This window comes from Ideonella oryzae (assembly GCF_024055665.1).
GTDB lineage: Bacteria > Pseudomonadota > Gammaproteobacteria > Burkholderiales > Burkholderiaceae_C > Ideonella > Ideonella oryzae.
The window spans coordinates 252,720-271,007 of record NZ_JAMXMC010000002.1 but is presented as its reverse complement, the minus strand read 5'-3'; the positions used below and the strand labels follow the sequence as shown (position 1 = coordinate 271,007).

Genomic DNA, 18,288 nt, shown 5'->3' with positions numbered 1-18,288 from the left:
CCACGCACGGTCCGCCCATGTCCGACACCACCCCGAACTTCAGCCCCCGCCTGGTACCCGTCGAGGCCCTGAACGCCATCTCCAGCCTGATCGCCGAAGGCGCCGTGTTCGAAGGCTCGTTCAGCGCCCAGCAAGGCCTGGGGCTGCGCATCGACGGCGTGCTCAAGGGCGGCATCCAGGTGGCCCAGGGCGGCACGGTCCACATCGGCCCGGGCGGCCGGGTGGAGCAGACCACCATCGAGGCCGACCACGTGCTGATCGAAGGCCGGGTCCAGGGCACCGTCATCGCCCGCCAGACGCTGGAGATCACCGGCAGCGGCACGCTGATCGGCGACGCGCTCTACGACGCCCAGCTGGACGTGCACCCGCGCGCCAAGCTCAAGGGCAAGGTGGAATACCGCGGCGAGCTGGACGCGCCCTCACCTGCACCCTACTGAGCTGACGCGGGCCGGCGATGGACACCGCCTTCTACGACCGGCTGGCCCCTGACTACCACCTGCTCTACCCGGATTGGGAGCGCGCCGTGGCGCGGCAAGGGGCCGCCCTGGCTGCGGTGCTGCACGCGCACGGCGTGGCGCCGGGTGATCCCGTGCTGGACGCCGCCTGCGGCATCGGCACCCAGACCCTGGGCTTGATCGCGCAGGGCTTCGCCCTCACGGCATCCGACCTTTCACCCGGCGCGGTGACGCGCCTGCAACAGGAGCTGGATGCACGCAACCTGCACGCCACGCTACGGGTGGACGACCTGCGCAGCCTGTCCGGCACGGCCTCCAGCAGCCAGGCTGCGGTGCTGGCCTGCGACAACAGCCTTCCCCATCTGCTCAGCGACGCAGAGATCCTGCAGGCCTTTGCCAGTGCCTGGCGCTGCCTGCGGCCGGGCGGTCTGCTGCTGATCTCGGTGCGCGACTACGCCGCCATCCCCCGTGTGAGCCCGGATGTGCGGCCCTACGGCGCCCGGCGGGATGCCGAGGGTCGGCGTTTCCTGGCGGTGCAGGTCTGGGAGTGGGATGGCGACTGCTACGACCTGCGCCTGTACCGCACGGTGGAGCACCCCGACGGCCACTGCGACACCGAGGTGCTGCACAGCCGCTACCGGGCCATCACGCTGGACCGCCTGACGCAGCTGATGGCCGAGGCCGGCTTCGAGGCCATCGAGCGCCGCGACGACGTGCTGTTCCAGCCGGTGCTGCTGGGGCGCAAGCCCGCGGCACCGGCCTGACCCGCTCAGGAGCGATAGTCGGCGTTGATGCTGACGTAGTCGTGCGAGAGGTCGCAGGTCCAGACGGTGGCGCTGGCGGTGCCGCGGCCCAGGTGCACGCGCACGGTGATCTCGGCCTGCTTCATCACGCGCTGGCCGTCCTCTTCCCGGTAGCTCGGGTTGCGGCCGCCCTGGGTCACCACATGGACGTCGTCCAGGAACATCTCGATGCGGGTCTGGTCCAGATCGGCGATGCCGGCGTAGCCGACCGCGCAGAGGATGCGGCCCAGATTGGGGTCGCTGGCGAAGAAGGCCGTCTTGACCAGGGGCGAGTGGGCGATGGCATAGGCCGCCAGCTGGCACTCGGCCTCGGTCTGTCCACCCTCGATCTGCACGGTGATGAACTTGGTGGCGCCTTCGCCGTCACGCACGATGGCCTGGGCCAGTTGCTGGGCCACGGCGAACACGGCCGACTGCAGGGCCTGGCCCTCGGCGCTGTCCAGCGCGGTGATCTCGGCGTGGCCGGCCTGGCGGGTGGCGATCAGCACGAAGCTGTCGTTGGTGGAGGTGTCGCCGTCGATGGTAATGCGGTTGAACGAGGCACCGGCCGCGGCCTTGACCAGCGGCTGCAGCAGGGCCGGAGCGATCACCGCATCCGTGGCGATGAAGCCCAGCATCGTGGCCATGTTGGGGCGGATCATGCCGGCGCCCTTGGAGATGCCGGTGACGGTGACCGTCTTGCCACCGATCTGCACCTGGCGCGAAGCGGCCTTGGGCAGGGTGTCGGTGGTCATGATGCCTTCGGCGGCACGGCCCCAGTTCGAGGCGGACAGATCGGCCAGGGCCGCCGGCAAACCGGCTTCGATGCGCTCGACCGGCAGGGTTTCCATGATCACGCCGGTGGAAAACGGCAGCACCTGCTGCGGCTGCACGCCCACCTGGGCGGCCAGGGCTGCGGCGGTGCGGCGGGCCCGCGCCAGGCCGTCGGCACCGGTGCCGGCATTGGCGTTGCCGGTGTTGATCACCAGCGCGCGGATGGCGCTGCCGGCGGACAGGTGCTCACGGCAGACCTGCACCGGCGCGGCACAGTAGCGGTTCTGGGTGAACACGCCGGCCACGGCCGAGCCCTCGGCCAGTTCGATCACCACCAGGTCCTTGCGGTTGGCCTTGCGCACCCCGGCTTCGGCAATGCCCAGGCGCACGCCGGCCACGGGATGGAGTTGCTCGGGAACAGGGGCTTGCAGATTCACAGGCATGGCGGTCGCTCAGGCGGTGGTGAAGAAAACAGGGGCTGGAATGAGACCAGGGCGCCCCGCGCTGTGCAGCGTGGGGCGCCCTGGGGCATCAGGTGCCGGCATTGTAGGAGCCGGCCGGTGTCGGATCGGTGTCTGCCCGGCGCGGGCAGCGGCACTCAGAGCCGCACTCAGTCGCGCGGCTTGCGGCCCTTCTTGGCCGGTGCGGCGGCGGGTGCCTCGGGTGCGGCCGAGAACAGGCGGGCGGCGCGGCCCTTGAGCTCCAGCAGTTCCGAGGGCGTCACCGAGTACTTGCGGCCGACCACGTCGACCTCGATACGGAACTCGACTTCCTTGCTGCCGTTGGACAGCATGCCGCAGGTGAATTCGTACTCGGCGTCCTCGGCCGGGAAGCCACTGTAGGGCGGATCGTTGTCCTCGCTCAGCACCACGCTGCGGATTTCGCCGCTGGCGAGGTCGAGGATGCCGGTGGACTCGACGATGGTCTCGGCCAGTTCGTCAACGATCTTGATGGGCAGTTGCAGGTCCAAGGCAGGCTCGCAGAGGGTTCGGGAAAGGGGGCGAATTGTAGGCCGCTTCGCCCGCCGGGGCACCGACGCTCAGAGATTCATCCACGCCTGACGGATCTTGCGGCCGCACAGCCGCGAGGTGTTGTACGGCGTCTTGGTCGGATCGCTGTTGTAGACGTTGGTCGCGTCATAGCGGGCCAGCACGCCGTACCAGGTCTTGCTCTTGTCGATCCAGGGGTAGAAGCCGAACTTGCCCGGGCTGCTGAAGGCACCGTCTCCCAGCGTGGGGTCGTCTTCCACCCAGTGACCCAGGCTGTAATGCCAGCTCTCGTTGCTGATGTCGTTGGGGCCGCCCGGGCGAGACTGGTTGATCGGGCTGAAGATCACGCCCGCGCAATCGCTGCCGTTGGGATGGGTGCACACCGCATGCTGCCCCAGGGCCGACGCGGTCTGCACCAGTGTGCCCTCCAGCACGCGGCGCAGGAACAGCCCGTAGTTGGTGGCATTGGTCCCCACCCCGCCCGCCAGCTGCACATTGGTGTAGTTGAAGGAGTTGGTCGGCATGCCCTTGATGCTCTTGAGCGCCGTGGTCAGGGCGCTGGTCGTGTCACCGCCCCAGCCGCGCTTGACGGCGTGCACCTGCATGTGGCCACCACCATAGTAGAACTGGCCCGCCGTGTCGGCCACGTAGTCGCCGTTGGTGCCGCTCAGGCGACCGGCGGCCGTCAGGCAGGACGACACGGTCGTCCCCGTGGCTGAGCTGCAGTCGTTGAAGTTGGTGTAGCCCGAGCGCATTGAGAGGAAGCTCACGTCGTCGGCGCTGAGCACGCCCTTCTGGGCTTCGATCACCGTGCTGGCATACACCCACTTGGAGGCCGAGGCCACCGGCATCAAGGTCGTGGCGGTGGGCTTGGTCGTGCCCGTGCCGCCCTGCCCGCTGCCCAGCTTGCCGGTCTTGTCCCCGATCTCCCAGTAGAAGGCCGTGAGGCCGGTGCAGGAAGGATCCGTGGTCGCCACCTTGGCCGCAGCCGCCTGGCGGTCACTGACGGTCACCGTGGCCGTCGCGGTGGTGGTCGTGGTGGTCGTTCCAATGCGCCGCACCGCGGCCGCCTGGCTCATGGACGTCGTGCTGCCGTCCGTGCTGGCGGTGCTGCCCGCATCCGTGCCATCGCCACCGCCCCCGCAGCCCGCCAACAAACCGGCCAGGGCTCCCAATCCGCACAATCCCACACGCACTCGCATCGCTCGATCTCCAGAGGCACCCCGTCATCGAACGACGCGGCACCCCTCCTATCGACGCGAAGGGCAGAGGCTTAAACGTAAAGATACGACTTGAAACACCCGGAGTTGCCGAATCTTCAATCCGTCACGCCCGGGGCCGGAACCTGCACCGGGGTGCTGTGCCAGATGCTGTGGGCGTACTCGGCGATGGTGCGGTCGGACGAGAAGAAGCCCATGCCGGCCACGTTGAGCACGGCCTTGCGGGTCCACTCGTCCTCGGCCCGGTACAAGGCATCCACCCGGTCCTGGGTGTCCACGTAGCTGCGGTAGTCGGCCAGCAGCAGGTAGTGATCGCCCCAGTTCACCAGGGTGTCGACGATGGGCTGGTAGCGGGCCGGCTCGCCGGGGCTGAAGGTGCCGGCGGCGAGCATGTCCAGCACGCCGGCCAGCTCGTCGTCCTCCTCCAGCCATTCGCGGGGCTGGTAGCCGCGGGCGCGCAGGCCGGCCACCTCCTCGGCAGTGTGGCCGAAGATGAAGATGTTGTCCTCGCCCACATGCTCGCGCATCTCCACGTTGGCGCCGTCCAGCGTGCCGATGGTCAGCGCCCCGTTGAGGCCGAACTTCATGTTGCCGGTGCCCGAAGCCTCGGTGCCGGCGGTGGAGATCTGCTCGGACAGGTCGGCCGCCGGGATGATGACCTCGGCCAGGCTCACGCTGTAGTTGGGGATGAACACCACCTTGAGCCGGTCGCCCACACGCGGATCGTTGTTGATGAGCTCGGCCACGTCGTTGATCAGCCGGATCACCAGCTTGGCCATGTAATAGGCCGAGGCCGCCTTGCCGGCGAAGACCACCACGCGCGGCACCCACTGCGCATCGGGCTGGTCCAGGATGCGGCGGTAGCGGGTGATGACGTGCAGCACGTTGAGCAGCTGCCGCTTGTACTCGTGGATCCGCTTGACCTGCACGTCGAACAGTGCATCGACGTTCAGGTCCACGCCCAGGCGCTTCTGCACCAGGGCGGCCAGCCGTTCCTTGTTCTGCCGCTTGACGCGGCGGAAGGCCCCCAGGAAGCCGGGCAGCTCGATGGCCGCCTTCAGGCCCTCGAGCTGGTCGAGCTGGCGGCGCCAGCCCCGGCCGATGCGCTGGTCCAGCAGCTGCGCCAGACCCGGGTTGGCCTGGGCCAGCCAGCGGCGCGGCGTGATGCCGTTGGTCTTGTTGTTGAAGCGCTCGGGCCAGAGCTTGGCGAAGTCCGCGAAGATGGACTGCTTCATCAGCTCGGAATGCAGGGCCGACACGCCGTTGACGGAGTGGCTGGCCAGCACCGCCAGGTAGGCCATGCGCACGCGGCGCTCGCCGGTCTCGTCCACCAACGAGAGTCTGCGTTGCAGCTCGGTGCCGCCGCCCGGCTGGCTGCCCAGCTGGCCCAGGAAGCGGGCGTTGATGTCGAAGATGATGCGCAGGTGCCGCGGCAGCACCCGGCCCAGCACCTCCACCGGCCAGGTCTCCAGGGCCTCGTGCATCAGCGTGTGGTTGGTGTAGCTGAAGATCTTCTGGCAGTGCGTCCAGGCCACGTCCCAGGGCAGACGGTGTTCGTCCACCAGCACCCGCATCAGCTCGGGAATGGCCAGCACCGGGTGGGTGTCGTTGAGGTGGATGCTGACCTTGTCGGAGAGCTGGTCGAAGCTGGTGTGGCTGCGCAGGTAGCGCCGCACCAGGTCCTGCACGCTGGCCGAGACGAAGAAGTACTCCTGGCGCAGGCGCAGCTCGCGGCCCGAGGGCGTGGAGTCGTCCGGGTACAGCACGCGCGAGACGTTCTCGCTGTGGTTCTTGGTCTCCACCGCGCCGAAGTAGTTGCCCTGGTTGAAGGCCTTGAGGTCCATCTCCTCGGTGGCCTTGGCGCTCCATAGCCGCAGCGTGTTGGTGGCCATGGTGCCGTAGCCCGGGATGATGGTGTCGTAGGCCATGGCCAGCACATCGTCGGTGTCGACCCAGCGCACGCCGCCATGCGCGTCCTCCAGCCGACCACCGAAGCGCACGCGGTAGGTCACCTCGGGCCGCGGAAACTCCCACGGATTGCCGTGGGTGAGCCAGTAGTCGGGCGTCTCGACCTGCCGCCCGTCCCGGATGAGCTGGCGGAACATGCCGTAGTCGTAGCGGATGCCGTAGCCGAAGCCCGGCACGCCCAGCGTGGCCATGGAATCGAGGAAGCAGGCCGCCAGCCGGCCCAGGCCGCCGTTGCCCAGGGCCGCGTCGGGCTCCAGGTCGAACAGGCCGTCCAGGTCCACCTCCAGCTCCTGCAGCGCCTGTTTGAGGGCCGGCATCAGGTCCAGCGCCAGCACCGCGTTGCTGAAGGTGCGGCCGATCAGGAACTCCATCGAGAGGTAGTAGACCCGCTTCACATCCTGCGCGTACTGGGCGCGGGTGGTCTGCATCCAGCGCTCGACCAGGTGGTCGCGGATGGCATAGGCCGCCGCGTGCATCCAGTCCTCGGGCCTGGCCGAGACCGGGTCCTTGCCGACCTGGTAGATCAGCTTGTTGGCGATGTGGCGCTTGAGCGCCGGCACACTGGTGCGGCCCACATGGTCGTACTCATGCTCGAACTGGTTGACGTCCATCGCGGTCGGTTCCTCGGTTCAGAAAAGGGCGTCCTCAGCGGCCCAGGGCCGCGCGGTACATGGCCAGGTAGCCCTGGGCGGCCACCGCCCAATCGTGGTGCTGCGCCATCGCGGTGCGCTGGACGGACACCCAGTCCCGCTTGCGGCGATAGAGCGCAAAGGCCCGGCGCACGGCCGCGTCCAGGCCCGCCTCGTCGAAGGCGTCGAACACAAAGCCGGTGGCACGTCCCTCATCCAGGGCCTCCAGGGAGCAGTCGGTCACGGTGTCACCCAGCCCGCCCACGCGGCGCACCAGCGGCAGCGCGCCGTAACGCAGGCCGTAGAGCTGGGTCAGCCCGCAGGGCTCAAAGCGGGACGGCACCATGATCACGTCGCCCCCGGCCACCATCTGGTGGGCCAGGGCCTCGTCGTAACCGATGCGCACCCCCACCGAATCGGGCCAGCGGCTGGCCAGGTCCTGGAATGCAGCTTCCATGCCGACATCCCCGCTGCCCAGCAGGGCGAACTGGCCGCCACGCGCGGCCAGCTTGGGCAAGGTCTCCAGCACCAGGTGCAGGCCTTTCTGTTCGGTCAGGCGGCTGACCACCACGAACAGCGGCACATCCGGCACCTGGGCCAGGCCCAGCAGCTTCTGCAGCGCCGCCTTGTCACGGGCCTTGCCCGCCAGCTTCAGGCCGTCGAAGGGCGCGGCGATCAGCGGGTCCCGGGCCGGGTTCCAGACCGCATCGTCCACGCCGTTCAGGATGCCGTGCAGTACCGCGCTGCGCCGGCGCAGCAGGCCGTCCAGGCCCATGCCCTGCTCGGGCGACTGGATCTCCCGCGCATAGCTGGGGCTGACGGTGCTGATGCGGTCGGCATAGAACAGGCCGGCCTTCATGAAATTCAGCGCACCATGGAACTCCAGACCCTCGGGGTTGTAGAAGTGCAGCGGCAGGCCCAGCTCGCCGAAGTGCCGGGCGTCGAAACTGCCCTGGTAGGCCAGGTTGTGGATGGTGAAGACCGAGGCAGCGGGCACACCCATGGCCTTCATGCAGGCGGGCGCCAGCGCGGCGTGCCAGTCGTGGGCATGTACCAGCTCGGGCCGCCAGTAGGCGTCGGCCCCACCCGCCAGTTCGGCCGCGGCCCAGCCCAGGCGGGCAAAGCGCAGGTGGTTGTCCGGGTAAGGCTGCTGCTGCGCATCGGCATAGGGGCCGCCGGGCCGCTGATACAGCGGCGGGGCGTCGATGACATAGGCCCAGCAACCCACCGCCGGCAGCTCACCGTAGAGCAACCGCGCCCCCGGCACGGCCGCATGGACAGACAGCTCACCCACGGTCACCGGGTCCTTCAAGCCGGCCATCACCGCCTCGAAGCCGGGCAGCAGCACCCGCACCTCCACACCCGCGCCCTGGAGCGCGGTCGGCAGCGCGCCGGCCACGTCGGCCAGCCCGCCAGTCTTCAACAGGGGATAAATCTCGGCACAGACCTGCAAAACGCGCATGCGCCCTCCTTCTTCAGAGCTTGTCCAGCATGGCGCGGGTGACGAGCACCACGCCGCCGGGGCTGCGGTAGAAGCGCTTGGCGTCCAGTTCCGGATCCTCGCCGATCACCAGGCCCTCGGGCAGCTTGCAGCGGCGGTCGATCACCGCGTTGCGGATGCGGCAGCGGCGGTTGACCTGCACATCGGGCAACACCACGGTGCGCTCCAGCTGGCTGTAGGAGCGTATCAGCACATTGGAGAACAGCACCGAGTTGAGCACCGTGGCCCCGGAGACGATGCAGCCACCGGACACCAGCGAATCGATGGCCTCGCCGCGGCGGCCATCCTGGTTGTGCACGAACTTGGCCGGCGGCAACTGCTCCTGGTAGGTCCAGATCGGCCAGTCCCGGTCGTACATGTTCAGTTCCGGCGTGGTGGAGGCCAGGTCCAGGTTGGCCGCCCAGTAGGCGTCCACCGTGCCCACGTCGCGCCAGTAGGCGCGCGAGTACGGCGGGTTGGCGATGGCCGACATCGAGAACGGATGCGCCAGGGCCTGGCCCTCGCTCACCGCCTTGGGGATCAGGTCCTTGCCGAAGTCGTGGTCCGAACCGGCGTCCCTGGCGTCTTCGTCCAGCAGGCGGTAGAGGTAGTCGGCATTGAAGATGTAGATGCCCATGCTGGCCAGCGACGCCGCCGGGTTGCCCGGCATGGGCGGGGGGTCGGCCGGCTTCTCAACGAAGCTGGTGATGCTGCGGCTGTCGTCCACCGCCATCACCCCGAAGCCGGTGGCCTCCGGTCGGGGCACCTCGATGCAACCCACCGTCACCCCTCGGCCACTGGCCACATGGTCGGCCAGCATGATGGAGTAGTCCATCTTGTAGACATGGTCGCCCGCCAGGATGACGACGTACTGCGGCTGCATGTCGCGCACGATGTCCAGGTTCTGCCAGACGGCGTCGGCCGTGCCGCGGTACCAGTCCACCTCGTTGACACGCTGCTGCGCCGGCAGCAGGTCGACGAAGTCGCCCATCTCGCTGCGCATGAAGCTCCAGCCGCGCTGCAGGTGGCGCAGCAGGGAGTGCGATTTGTACTGGGTGACCACGCCAATGCGGCGGAAGCCCGAGTTCACGCAATTGGACAGCGCGAAGTCGATGATGCGGAACTTGCCGCCGAAGTGCACCGCCGGCTTGGCCCGGTTGTCGGTGAGGTTCATCAGGCGCGAGCCACGTCCACCGGCCAGCACCAGCGCCATGGTTCGCCGAGCCAGCCAGCGGGTCTCGGCACTGCGATTGAGGTCCATCTCGTCTCTCTCCAGAAGTTCAGGCAGGGCCACCGTGCGCGGTGGTCTCGGTCAGTTCGTGGCTGCACAGCAGCTGCACGCTGTGGGCGGGCACCGTGAAAGGTCCGGGCGCCTGGGCGCCGCTGGGCGGCAGGCCCAGGGCATGGTGGCTGTCCAGGCGGCCGATCCAGGCCGGCCCGCGCTCCAGCGGTGGCAGGGTGAACACCCGGTCCTCGGCGGCCGGGTTGAACAGCAGCAGGGTCTCGTGGCCCGCCCCCGGCGGGGCCAGCCGCACCATCAAGGCCCGGTCCTGCCGGTCGTGCCAATCGGCCGCGGCCAGCGGGGCGCCATCCGGGCGCAGCCAGCGCACGTCGGGCAGGCCGTCGGGACCAGGCCGGCCGTGCAGCCACAGGTCGCCACGCAGCGCGGTGTCGCAGCGGCGCAGCTGCGTCAGCCGGGCGATGAAGGCGACCAGGCTGCGGCTGTCGGGCGCGGTCCAGTCCAGCCAGGTCAGCGCGCTGTCCTGGCAGTAGGCGTTGTTGTTGCCCTGCTGGCTGTGGCCCAGCTCGTCACCCATCAACAGCATGGGCGTGCCGCGCGAGAGCAGCAGCGTGGCCAGCAGCGCCCGCTGCAGCCGCCCGCGCAGCGCCAGCACGGCCGGGTCGTGGCTGGGGCCCTCGGCGCCGCAGTTGCAGCTCAGGTTCTCGCGGTGGCCGTCGCGGTTGCCCTCGCCATTGGCCAGGTTGTGGCGCTGGCTGTAGCTCAGCAGGTCGCGCAGGGTGAAGCCGTCGTGCGCGGTGACGAAGTTCAGGCTGGCCGCCGGGCGACGCGGGCGCTTGGGGTCGTGACGGAAGCGGTCGCTGGAGCCGGCCACGCGGTTGGCCAGCTCGGCCCGGTCGGCCCGCCGGTCCTCGGGGTGCAGCCAGTAGGCGCGCCAACCGTCGCGGGCCTGGTCGTTCCATTCGAACCAGCCGACCGGGAAGTGGCCCAGCTGGTAGCCCTCGGGTCCCAGGTCCCAGGGCTCGGCGATCATCAGGCAGCGCCGCAGCACCGGGTCGGTCTGCCAAGCCGCGAAGAAGGCCGCGCCAGCGCTGTAGCGGCCCAGGTCATCCCGGCCCAGCGACGAGGCCAAGTCGAAGCGGAAGCCATCCACCCCGTAACTCTGCACCCAGTGCCGCAGCGCGTCGATGACCATGCGCAGCACCATGGGCTCGGCCAGGTTCAGGGTGTTGCCACAGCCGCTCCAGTCCAGGTAGGCGCCGGGCCGCTTCGGATCGTGGCGGTACCAGTGGCGGTTGGCCAGGCCCTTGAGGCTCAGGCAGGGCCCCCGCAGGTCGGTTTCGGCGCTGTGGTTGAACACCATGTCCAGCACCACCTCGAAGCCGGCGCGGCGCAGCGTGGCAATGGTCTGGCGCAGCTCCTCGGCCGCGCTCAGCCCGCCCTGCCCACTGGCATAGCGCGGCTCCGGCGCCATGAAGCCAATGGGCGTGTAGCCCCAGTGGTTGGACAGGCCCTGGTGCTGCAGCCGGGCCTCGTCGGCCCGGGCCTGCACCGGCATCAGCTCCAGCGTGGTCACGCCCAGCTGCCGCCAGTGGGCGATCAGGGCCGGATGGGCCAGGCCGGCGTAGGTGCCGCGCAGGGCCTCGGGCACCTCGGGGTGCAGGGCGGTGGCGCTGCGCACATGCACCTCGGCCACCACCCGGTGGCCCAGCGGCACCGGCGGCACGTCCACCACCGGCGCGCGGGCCGGCGCCTGCACGCGGGCCTTGAGGGCGATGTCGCCGTTGTCCTGCGGATGGGGCCGGCGCGGGTCGGCCGGGTCGAAGTCCAGGTAGCGGTCCAGCGCGCCGGCATAGCGGCCCACCACGGCGTGGGCGTAGGGGTCCAGCAGCAGGCGCTGGGGGTTGAAGCGCAGGCCTTGCGCCGGCGCCCAAGGCCCGGCCACGCGCCAGCCATAGACCTGGCCCGCCCCCACGCCGGGCACGGTGGCATGCCAGATGCCCAGGTGAACATGGGGCACGGGCAGGCGCTGCAGTTCATGGTGGCCACTGTCGTCGAACAGGCACAGCCAGACGGCCTCGGCCTCCGGTGCCCAGACGGCGAACTGCACACCACCGGCCACCGGGTGGGCGCCCAGGTGATGGGGGTCGCCCGGCGGCAAGGCCTGCTGTGACTCGGCGTGGCGTGGGTTCACCCCGCCCCCCCTTGCGCCACGTCGCCGGGCACCAGCATCACCGTGGCCAGTGGCGGCAGCGTCAGCCGCACCGAGGTCGGCCAGCCGTCACTGGGTACGTCCTCCACCACCAGCGGCCCGGGCGAGACGCCGCTGCCACCGTAGACCACGTCGTCGGTGTTGATCAACAGCGTCCAGCGCTGGCCGGCCGGCAGCGGTGGCAGGCCCAGGCGGTAGCCATGGGCGACATCGGGTGTGAAGTGGGCGATGACAACCACCCGTTGCCCATCGGACGCGCCCGGCGCGGCACGCCGCTCGCAGGCCAGCACCGAGTGGGCGGCATCGTCATGGCGCAGCCACTGGAAGCCGGCCGAGTCATGGTCCAGCCGGTGCAGCGCCGGGTGGTGGCGCAGCACCAGGTTCAGATCGCGCACCAGGCGCTGCAAGCCCGCATGCGGCGCGTGCGCCAGCAACTGCCAGGGCAGGCCGGTCTCGGCATTCCACTCTTCCCAGGGCCCGAACTCATTGCCCATGAACAGCAGCTTCTTGCCCGGGTGGCCCCACATCCAGCCGTAGGCGGCGCGCAGCGTGGCAAAGCGCTGCCAGGTGTCGCCCGGCATCTTGGCCACCAGCGAGCCCTTGCCATGCACCACCTCGTCGTGAGAGAGCGGCAGCATGAAGTTCTCGCTGAAGGCGTACATCAGCGAGAAGCGCAGCTCGTCCTGGTGCCAGCGGCGGTGGATGGGCTCGCGCGCCAGGTAGCGCAGCGTGTCGTTCATCCAGCCCATGTTCCACTTGAAGTGGAAGCCCAGGCCGCCGGACTGGGCATCGTCCGAGGGCGGCTTGGTCACCCCGGGGAAGGCGGTGGATTCCTCGGCAATCATCATCGCGCCGGGGCGTTCGATGCCGATGGTGCGGTTGAGCCGACGCAGGAACTCGATGGCCTCCAGGTTCTCGCGCCCGCCCCAGCGGTTGGGGATCCATTCGCCCTCGCGGCGGCTGTAGTCGCGGTAGAGCATGGACGCCACGGCGTCCACCCGCAGGCCGTCGATGCCGAAGCGCTCGATCCAGTACAGCGCATTGCCGATCAGGAAGTTGCGCACCTCCACCCGGCCGTAGTTGTAGATCAGGGTGTTCCAGTCGGGGTGGTAGCCCTCGCGTTTGTCCTGGTGTTCGTACAGGCAGGTGCCGTCGAACCAGGCCAGCCCATGCTCGTCGGTGGGGAAGTGGGCGGGCACCCAGTCCAGGATGACGCCCAGACCCGCCGCATGGGCCGCATCGACAAAGGCCTTGAATTCCTCGGGCCGGCCGAAGCGCGCGGTGGGCGCGAACAGGCCCACCGGCTGGTAGCCCCAGGACGCATCGAAGGGGTGTTCCTGAACCGGCAATAGTTCGAGGTGGGTGAAGCCCATCTCCACCGCGTAGGGAATGAGCTGCTCGGCCAGCTCGGTGTAGCTCAGCCAGCGGCCGTCCGGCCCGCGCCGCCAGGAGCCCAGGTGCACCTCGTAGATGCTGATGGGGGCGTCCAGCGCGTTGGCCTGCGCCCGTGCGGCGTCGTGCGGCACGCCCGCGGGCAGGCGCTGCACGATGCAGGCGGTGCCCGGGCGCAGTTCGGCCCGGTTGGCATAGGGGTCGGCCTTCTGGCGCATCACGCCGTCGCGGCCCAGCACCTCGAAGCGGTAGTAGTCGCCCTCGGCCGCATGGGGCACGAAGAGGTCCCAGATGCCCGCGCCCGGGTGCAGGCGCATGGGGTGGCGGCGGCCGTCCCACTGGTTGAAGCTGCCCACCACCGACACCCGCATGGCCGACGGTGCCCAGACGGCAAAACGCACGCCGGCCACGCCCTCCACCACCAGTGGGTGGGCGCCCAGGGCCTCGTAGGGGCGCAGGTGGGTGCCTTCGGCCAGCCACCACAACTCGGCACCGCGCAGCTGGCTGTCGAAGCGGTAGGCATCCTCCATCGTGACCGGCCCCTGCCCCCAGTCCACCCGCAGGCGGTAGGTGCCCGGCAGCCGCGGCAGCTTGACGCACCACAGGTCCGAGCCGGGCACCTGGGCCAGGTCGGCCAGCCAGCGGTCTTCGGCATCGGTGACGGCCACCTGGCGGGCGCCGGGCAAGAGCACCCGCAACGCCGTTCCTTCGCGGTCGGTGTGCGGGCCCAGCACCGAGAAGGGATCCCCGTGCTCGGCGTTCTGCAAGGCTTGGACGGTGGCCGGGTCGGGGGCACCGTGCGGAGTTCCTCGGGCGACAGGCGGCATGCGGGCTCTCGGTGGTTCAGCGGGTGGCCGCAGCAGCGCTGTGCGGCGGCAGGTGCCAGGTGCGCCCGTCGGGGCTGAACTGGGCGGCAGGCAAGGGGGCGGCGGGCAGAAAGGCCAACCCGCCCAGCGTGTCTGGCAGCGTCAGGTTCAGGGCCCGCCCACCCAGGTTGAAGGCCAGCACGATGGGCGCCTGGCCGGGCAGCACGCGCTCGAACAGCAGGGCATGCCGGCCGGGGGCATGGTGAAAGCGGATCTCGCCCTGGCGCAACACCGCGTCGCGGCGGCGCCAGGCCAGCAGGGCCCGCGCCTGGGCCAGCACGCTGGCCGGATCGGCCTCCTGCACGTCCACCGCCCGCAGCGCATGGCCCTGGCCCAGAGGCAGCCAGGGCTCGGTCCCGGTGTTGAAGCCGGCATTCGCCGCGTCACGCCACCAGGGCATGGGGGTGCGGCAGCCATCCCGGCCCTTGAAGCGCGGCCAGAAGGCCTTGCCATACGGGTCCTGCAGGCGCTCGAAGGGGATGTCGGCCTCGGGCAGGCCCAGTTCCTCCCCCTGGTACAGGCAGACGCTGCCCTTGAGCGTGAGCAGCAGCGCCAGCAGGGTGACCGAGAGCGCATCGTCGGCTTGGCCGTGCGGGCCCCAGCGGGTGGCCACCCGGGGCACGTCGTGGTTGGACAGGGCCCAGCAGCCCCAGCCGCCGGTGCGGGCCAGCTCGGCCTCCAGCCCCTGCACCTGCTCACGGATGTGGACGCCCGAGGCCTCGGGCGTCAGCAGCGCGAAGCTGTAGGCCATGTGCAAGCGCTTGCCGGCCTCGGTGTAGTCGGCCATCACCGGCAGCGGGTGCTCGTCCCCCACCTCGCCGATGCTGGCGGCGCCGAATTCGTCCAGCAGCGCCCGCAGCCGTTCCAGGAAGGCCAGGTTTTCCGGCTGGGTCTTGTCGTGCAGGTGGCGCTGCATGGCGTAGGGGTTGTCCGGCCGCACGGTGCTGACGCCGGCCTGCTCGTCGGCGGTGGCCGGCGGGTTGCTGCGCAGCGCCCGGTCGTGGAACTGGTGGTTGCAGGCGTCGAAGCGGAAGCCGTCCACCCCGCGCTCGCACCAGAAGCGCACCTCGCCGAGCAAGGCTTCCTGCACGGCGGGGTGGTGGAAGTTCAGGTCGGCCTGACTGGCCAGGAAGCTGTGCAGGTAGTACTGCCGGCGCTGGCTGTCCCACTGCCAGGCCGGGCCGCCGAAGACGCTCAGCCAGTTGTTGGGCGGCGTGCCGTCGGGCTGGGGGTCGGCCCAGACGTACCAGTCGGCGCGGAGGTTGTCTCGGCTGGCCCGGCTGTCCTGGAACCAGGCGTGCTCGGTGGAGGTGTGGTTGAGCACCTGGTCGATCATCACCTTCAGCCCCAACGCGTGGGCCTGGGCGATCAGCGCATCAAAGTCGGCCAGCGTGCCGAACAGCGGGTCCACCTGGCGGTAGTCGGCCACGTCGTAGCCGAAATCGGCCATCGGCGACTTGAAGAAGGGAGACACCCAGACCGCATCGACCCCCAGGTGAGCCACATAGGCCAAGTGCTCGGTGATGCCGCGCAGGTCGCCCACGCCGTCGTTGTTGCTGTCGGCAAAGCTGCGGGGGTAGATCTGGTAAATGACCGCGCCACGCCACCAGTCGTCGCGCGCCGCCCGCCCGGCCGTGGGGACGGTGGGGGCGACGGCGGTGGGGGCTGGCATGCGCGGTCCTTTCCGGGCTCAGGGAACATCCGGATGGCCCGGACAGACCCATCTTGCCTCAGGCTGGTGACAGCACCAAGCCCTGACGTGGCAGAGATGCACCGCACTGGTGATCGGGACGGGGGCCGGGTTCCCCATGGCACCCCGCTTGCTGGATACTGGCCCGATGGCTGCGCGCGCGCCGCGCCCGGCCGCTGGAGAACCGGATGGAACTGACCCCCCGCGAGAAAGACAAGCTGCTGATCTTCACCGCCGCCCTGCTGGCCGAACGCCGGCTGGCCCGGGGCCTGAAGCTCAACTACCCCGAGGCCGTGGCCCTGATCACCGCCGCCATCATGGAAGGCGCCCGCGATGGCAAGACCGTGGCCGCGCTGATGAGCGAAGGCAAGACCGTGCTGCAGCGCAGCCAGGTGATGGACGGCGTGGCCGAGATGATCCCCGAGATCCAGGTGGAGGCCACCTTCCCCGATGGCACCAAGCTGGTCACCGTGCACCAGCCCATCGCCTGACCGACGGCCCGTGCACCCTGGCGGTGCGCGCCCTCCCCCCACTTCTTCGCCCCACACCATGATCCCTGGAGAACTCATCACCGACGACGGCGAGCTGGAGGTCAACCCCGGCCGCCGCACCCTCACCCTGGTGGTGGAAAACGCCAGCGACCGGCCCGTCCAGGTCGGCTCGCACTACCACTTCGCCGAAACCAATGCCGGCCTGCGCTTCGACCGCGAGGCCGCCCGCGGCATGCGACTGAACATCGCCAGCGGCACGGCCGTGCGCTTCGAGCCCGGCCAGCAGCGCACCGTGGAACTGGTGGACTACGCCGGCAGCCGCACCGTCTACGGCTTCCGCGGCCTCGTGCAAGGAGCCCTCTGACATGAGCACCCTGGGCAAACGCGCCTATGCCGAGATGTTCGGCCCCACCGTGGGCGACCGCCTGCGCCTGGCCGACACCGACCTGATCCTCGAAGTCGAGCAGGACTACACCCTGAAGGCCGGCGGCTACGGCGAGGAAGTGAAGTTCGGTGGCGGCAAGACCATCCGTGATGGCATGGGCCAGAGCCAGGTCGTCAACGGCCCCGGCCCGCACGAGGCCTGCGACTGCGTGGTCACCAACGCCGTCATCCTGGACCACTGGGGCATCGTCAAGGCCGACATCGGCATCAAGGGCCAGCGCATCGTCGCCATCGGCAAGGCGGGCAACCCCGACGTGCAGCCGGGCGTGGACATCGTCATCGGCCCAGGCACCGAGATCATCGCCGGCGAAGGCATGATCGTCACCGCCGGCGCCATCGACACCCACATCCACTTCATCTGCCCGCAGCAGATCGAGGAGGCCCTGGCCAGCGGCGTGACCACCATGATCGGCGGCGGCACCGGCCCGGCCACCGGCACCTTCGCCACCACCTGCACCCCGGGGCCGGAGAACCTGCGCCGCATGCTGGAGGCGGCCGACGCCTTCCCGATGAACCTGGGCTTCCTGGGCAAGGGCAACGCCAGCCGGCCCGAGGCCCTGCGCCAGCAGGTTGAGGCTGGCGCCATCGGCCTGAAGCTGCACGAGGACTGGGGCACCACCCCGGCGGCCATCGACTGCTGCCTGAGCGTGGCGGAAGAGACCGACGTGCAGGTGGCCATCCACACCGACACGCTCAACGAGAGCGGCTTCGTGGAGGACACCATCGCCGCCTTCAAGGGCCGCACCATCCACAGCTTCCACACCGAAGGCGCGGGCGGCGGCCATGCGCCGGACATCATGAAGGTGGTGGGCGAGGCCAATGTGCTGCCCAGCTCCACCAACCCCACGCGCCCGTTCACCGTCAACACGCTGGACGAGCACCTGGACATGCTGATGGTGTGCCACCACCTGGACGCCAGCATCGCCGAGGACCTGGCCTTCGCCGAAAGCCGCATCCGCCGCGAGACCATCGCCGCCGAGGACATCCTGCATGACCTGGGCGCGATCAGCATGTTCAGCTCCGACAGCCAGGCCATGGGCCGGGTCGGCGAGGTGATCATCCGCTGCTGGCAGACGGCCCACAAGATGAAGGCCCAGCGCGGCAAGCTGCCGGACGATTCCGCCCGCAGCGACAACGCCCGCCTCAAGCGCTACATCGCCAAGCTGACCATCAACCCCGCGCTGGCGCACGGCATCGGCCACGAGGTGGGCAGTGTGGAAGTGGGCAAGTGGGCCGACCTGGTGTTCTGGAAGCCGGCCTTCTTCGGCGTCAAGCCCAGCCTGGTGCTCAAGGGCGGCTTCATCGCCATGGCCGCCATGGGCGACCCCAACGCCAGCATCCCCACACCGCAGCCTGTGCACTACCGCCCGCAGTTCGGCGCCTTCGGCGGCGCCCTCTCGCGCGGCTCGCTCACCTTCGTCAGCCAGGCGGCACTGAAGAACGGCGCGGCCGAGGGCTACGGCCTGCACAAGCACCTGGCCGCAGTGAAGGGCTGCCGCAGCATCAACAAAGCCGGCATGGTGCACAACCACTACGCCCCGGTGATGGAGATCGACGCCCAGACCTACGCCGTGCGCGCCGATGGTCAGCTGCTGACCTGCGAGCCGGCCACGGTGCTGCCCATGGCGCAGCGGTATTTCCTGTTCTGAGGGACCC

Annotated in this window: 14 protein-coding genes; 5 read left to right on the top strand and 9 right to left on the bottom strand. The window is 69.7% G+C overall.

All coding sequences use genetic code 11. From position 1 onward, the window contains the following. The first annotated feature begins 17 nt into the window (after positions 1-17). Positions 18-437 carry a bactofilin family protein gene (locus tag M0L44_RS03925; RefSeq protein WP_252768314.1) on the top strand — a complete coding sequence of 140 codons (420 nt, stop codon included), beginning with the start codon at positions 18-20 and terminating at the stop codon, positions 435-437. 17 nt (positions 438-454) lie between these two features. After that, the gene (locus tag M0L44_RS03920) at positions 455-1,219 is read left to right on the top strand and encodes a class I SAM-dependent methyltransferase (RefSeq protein ID WP_252768313.1); all 765 of its coding nucleotides are present in this window, start codon (positions 455-457) and stop codon (positions 1,217-1,219) included. Between the two features lie 5 nt (positions 1,220-1,224). On the opposite strand, the gene argJ is transcribed toward M0L44_RS03920, so the two are convergent. From argJ to M0L44_RS03875, 9 genes are all read right to left on the bottom strand, one after another. Continuing rightward, positions 1,225-2,454 carry a bifunctional glutamate N-acetyltransferase/amino-acid acetyltransferase ArgJ gene (argJ, locus tag M0L44_RS03915; RefSeq protein ID WP_252768312.1) on the bottom strand — a complete coding sequence of 410 codons (1,230 nt, stop codon included), beginning with the start codon at positions 2,452-2,454 and terminating at the stop codon, positions 1,225-1,227. 167 nt (positions 2,455-2,621) lie between these two features. Further along, on the bottom strand, positions 2,622-2,981 hold the full coding sequence (locus M0L44_RS03910) for a hypothetical protein (RefSeq protein WP_252768310.1): 360 nt from the start codon (positions 2,979-2,981) through the stop codon (positions 2,622-2,624). A 69-nt stretch (positions 2,982-3,050) separates the two neighbouring features. Next, positions 3,051-4,202, bottom strand: a complete 1,152-nt coding sequence (locus M0L44_RS03905; RefSeq protein ID WP_252768309.1) for a hypothetical protein — start codon at positions 4,200-4,202, stop codon at positions 3,051-3,053. A gap of 116 nt (positions 4,203-4,318) precedes the next feature. After that, positions 4,319-6,799 carry a glycogen/starch/alpha-glucan phosphorylase gene (locus M0L44_RS03900; protein WP_252768308.1) on the bottom strand — a complete coding sequence of 827 codons (2,481 nt, stop codon included), beginning with the start codon at positions 6,797-6,799 and terminating at the stop codon, positions 4,319-4,321. A gap of 34 nt (positions 6,800-6,833) precedes the next feature. Then, positions 6,834-8,279 (bottom strand): glycogen synthase GlgA, encoded by a 1,446-nt coding sequence (gene glgA, locus M0L44_RS03895; protein WP_252768306.1) that lies wholly within the window; start codon positions 8,277-8,279, stop codon positions 6,834-6,836. 13 nt (positions 8,280-8,292) lie between these two features. Beyond that, the gene (gene glgC / locus M0L44_RS03890; protein ID WP_252768305.1) at positions 8,293-9,558 is read right to left on the bottom strand and encodes a glucose-1-phosphate adenylyltransferase; all 1,266 of its coding nucleotides are present in this window, start codon (positions 9,556-9,558) and stop codon (positions 8,293-8,295) included. A 19-nt stretch (positions 9,559-9,577) separates the two neighbouring features. Continuing rightward, complete coding sequence (glgX, locus tag M0L44_RS03885; RefSeq protein ID WP_252768304.1) at positions 9,578-11,731, bottom strand: glycogen debranching protein GlgX; 2,154 nt, start codon at positions 11,729-11,731, stop codon at positions 9,578-9,580. Continuing rightward, a complete protein-coding gene (gene glgB, locus M0L44_RS03880; RefSeq protein ID WP_252768302.1) occupies positions 11,728-13,968 on the bottom strand; it encodes a 1,4-alpha-glucan branching protein GlgB in 2,241 nt (746 codons plus the stop codon). The genes glgX and glgB overlap by 4 nt, the downstream gene beginning before the upstream one ends. A 16-nt stretch (positions 13,969-13,984) precedes the next feature. Then, on the bottom strand, positions 13,985-15,679 hold the full coding sequence (locus tag M0L44_RS03875; protein ID WP_252768301.1) for an alpha-amylase family glycosyl hydrolase: 1,695 nt from the start codon (positions 15,677-15,679) through the stop codon (positions 13,985-13,987). A gap of 206 nt (positions 15,680-15,885) precedes the next feature. Between M0L44_RS03875 and M0L44_RS03870 the strand changes: the two genes are divergently transcribed. Genes M0L44_RS03870 through ureC form a run of 3 tightly spaced genes read left to right on the top strand, consistent with a single transcriptional unit; the run spans position 15,886 to position 18,281 of the window. Then, positions 15,886-16,188 (top strand): urease subunit gamma, encoded by a 303-nt coding sequence (locus M0L44_RS03870; RefSeq protein ID WP_022981667.1) that lies wholly within the window; start codon positions 15,886-15,888, stop codon positions 16,186-16,188. A gap of 58 nt (positions 16,189-16,246) precedes the next feature. Next, on the top strand, positions 16,247-16,552 hold the full coding sequence (locus M0L44_RS03865; protein WP_252768300.1) for an urease subunit beta: 306 nt from the start codon (positions 16,247-16,249) through the stop codon (positions 16,550-16,552). Position 16,553: 1 nt separating this feature from the next. After that, positions 16,554-18,281 carry an urease subunit alpha gene (gene ureC / locus M0L44_RS03860; RefSeq protein WP_252768299.1) on the top strand — a complete coding sequence of 576 codons (1,728 nt, stop codon included), beginning with the start codon at positions 16,554-16,556 and terminating at the stop codon, positions 18,279-18,281. Positions 18,282-18,288 lie beyond the last annotated feature (7 nt).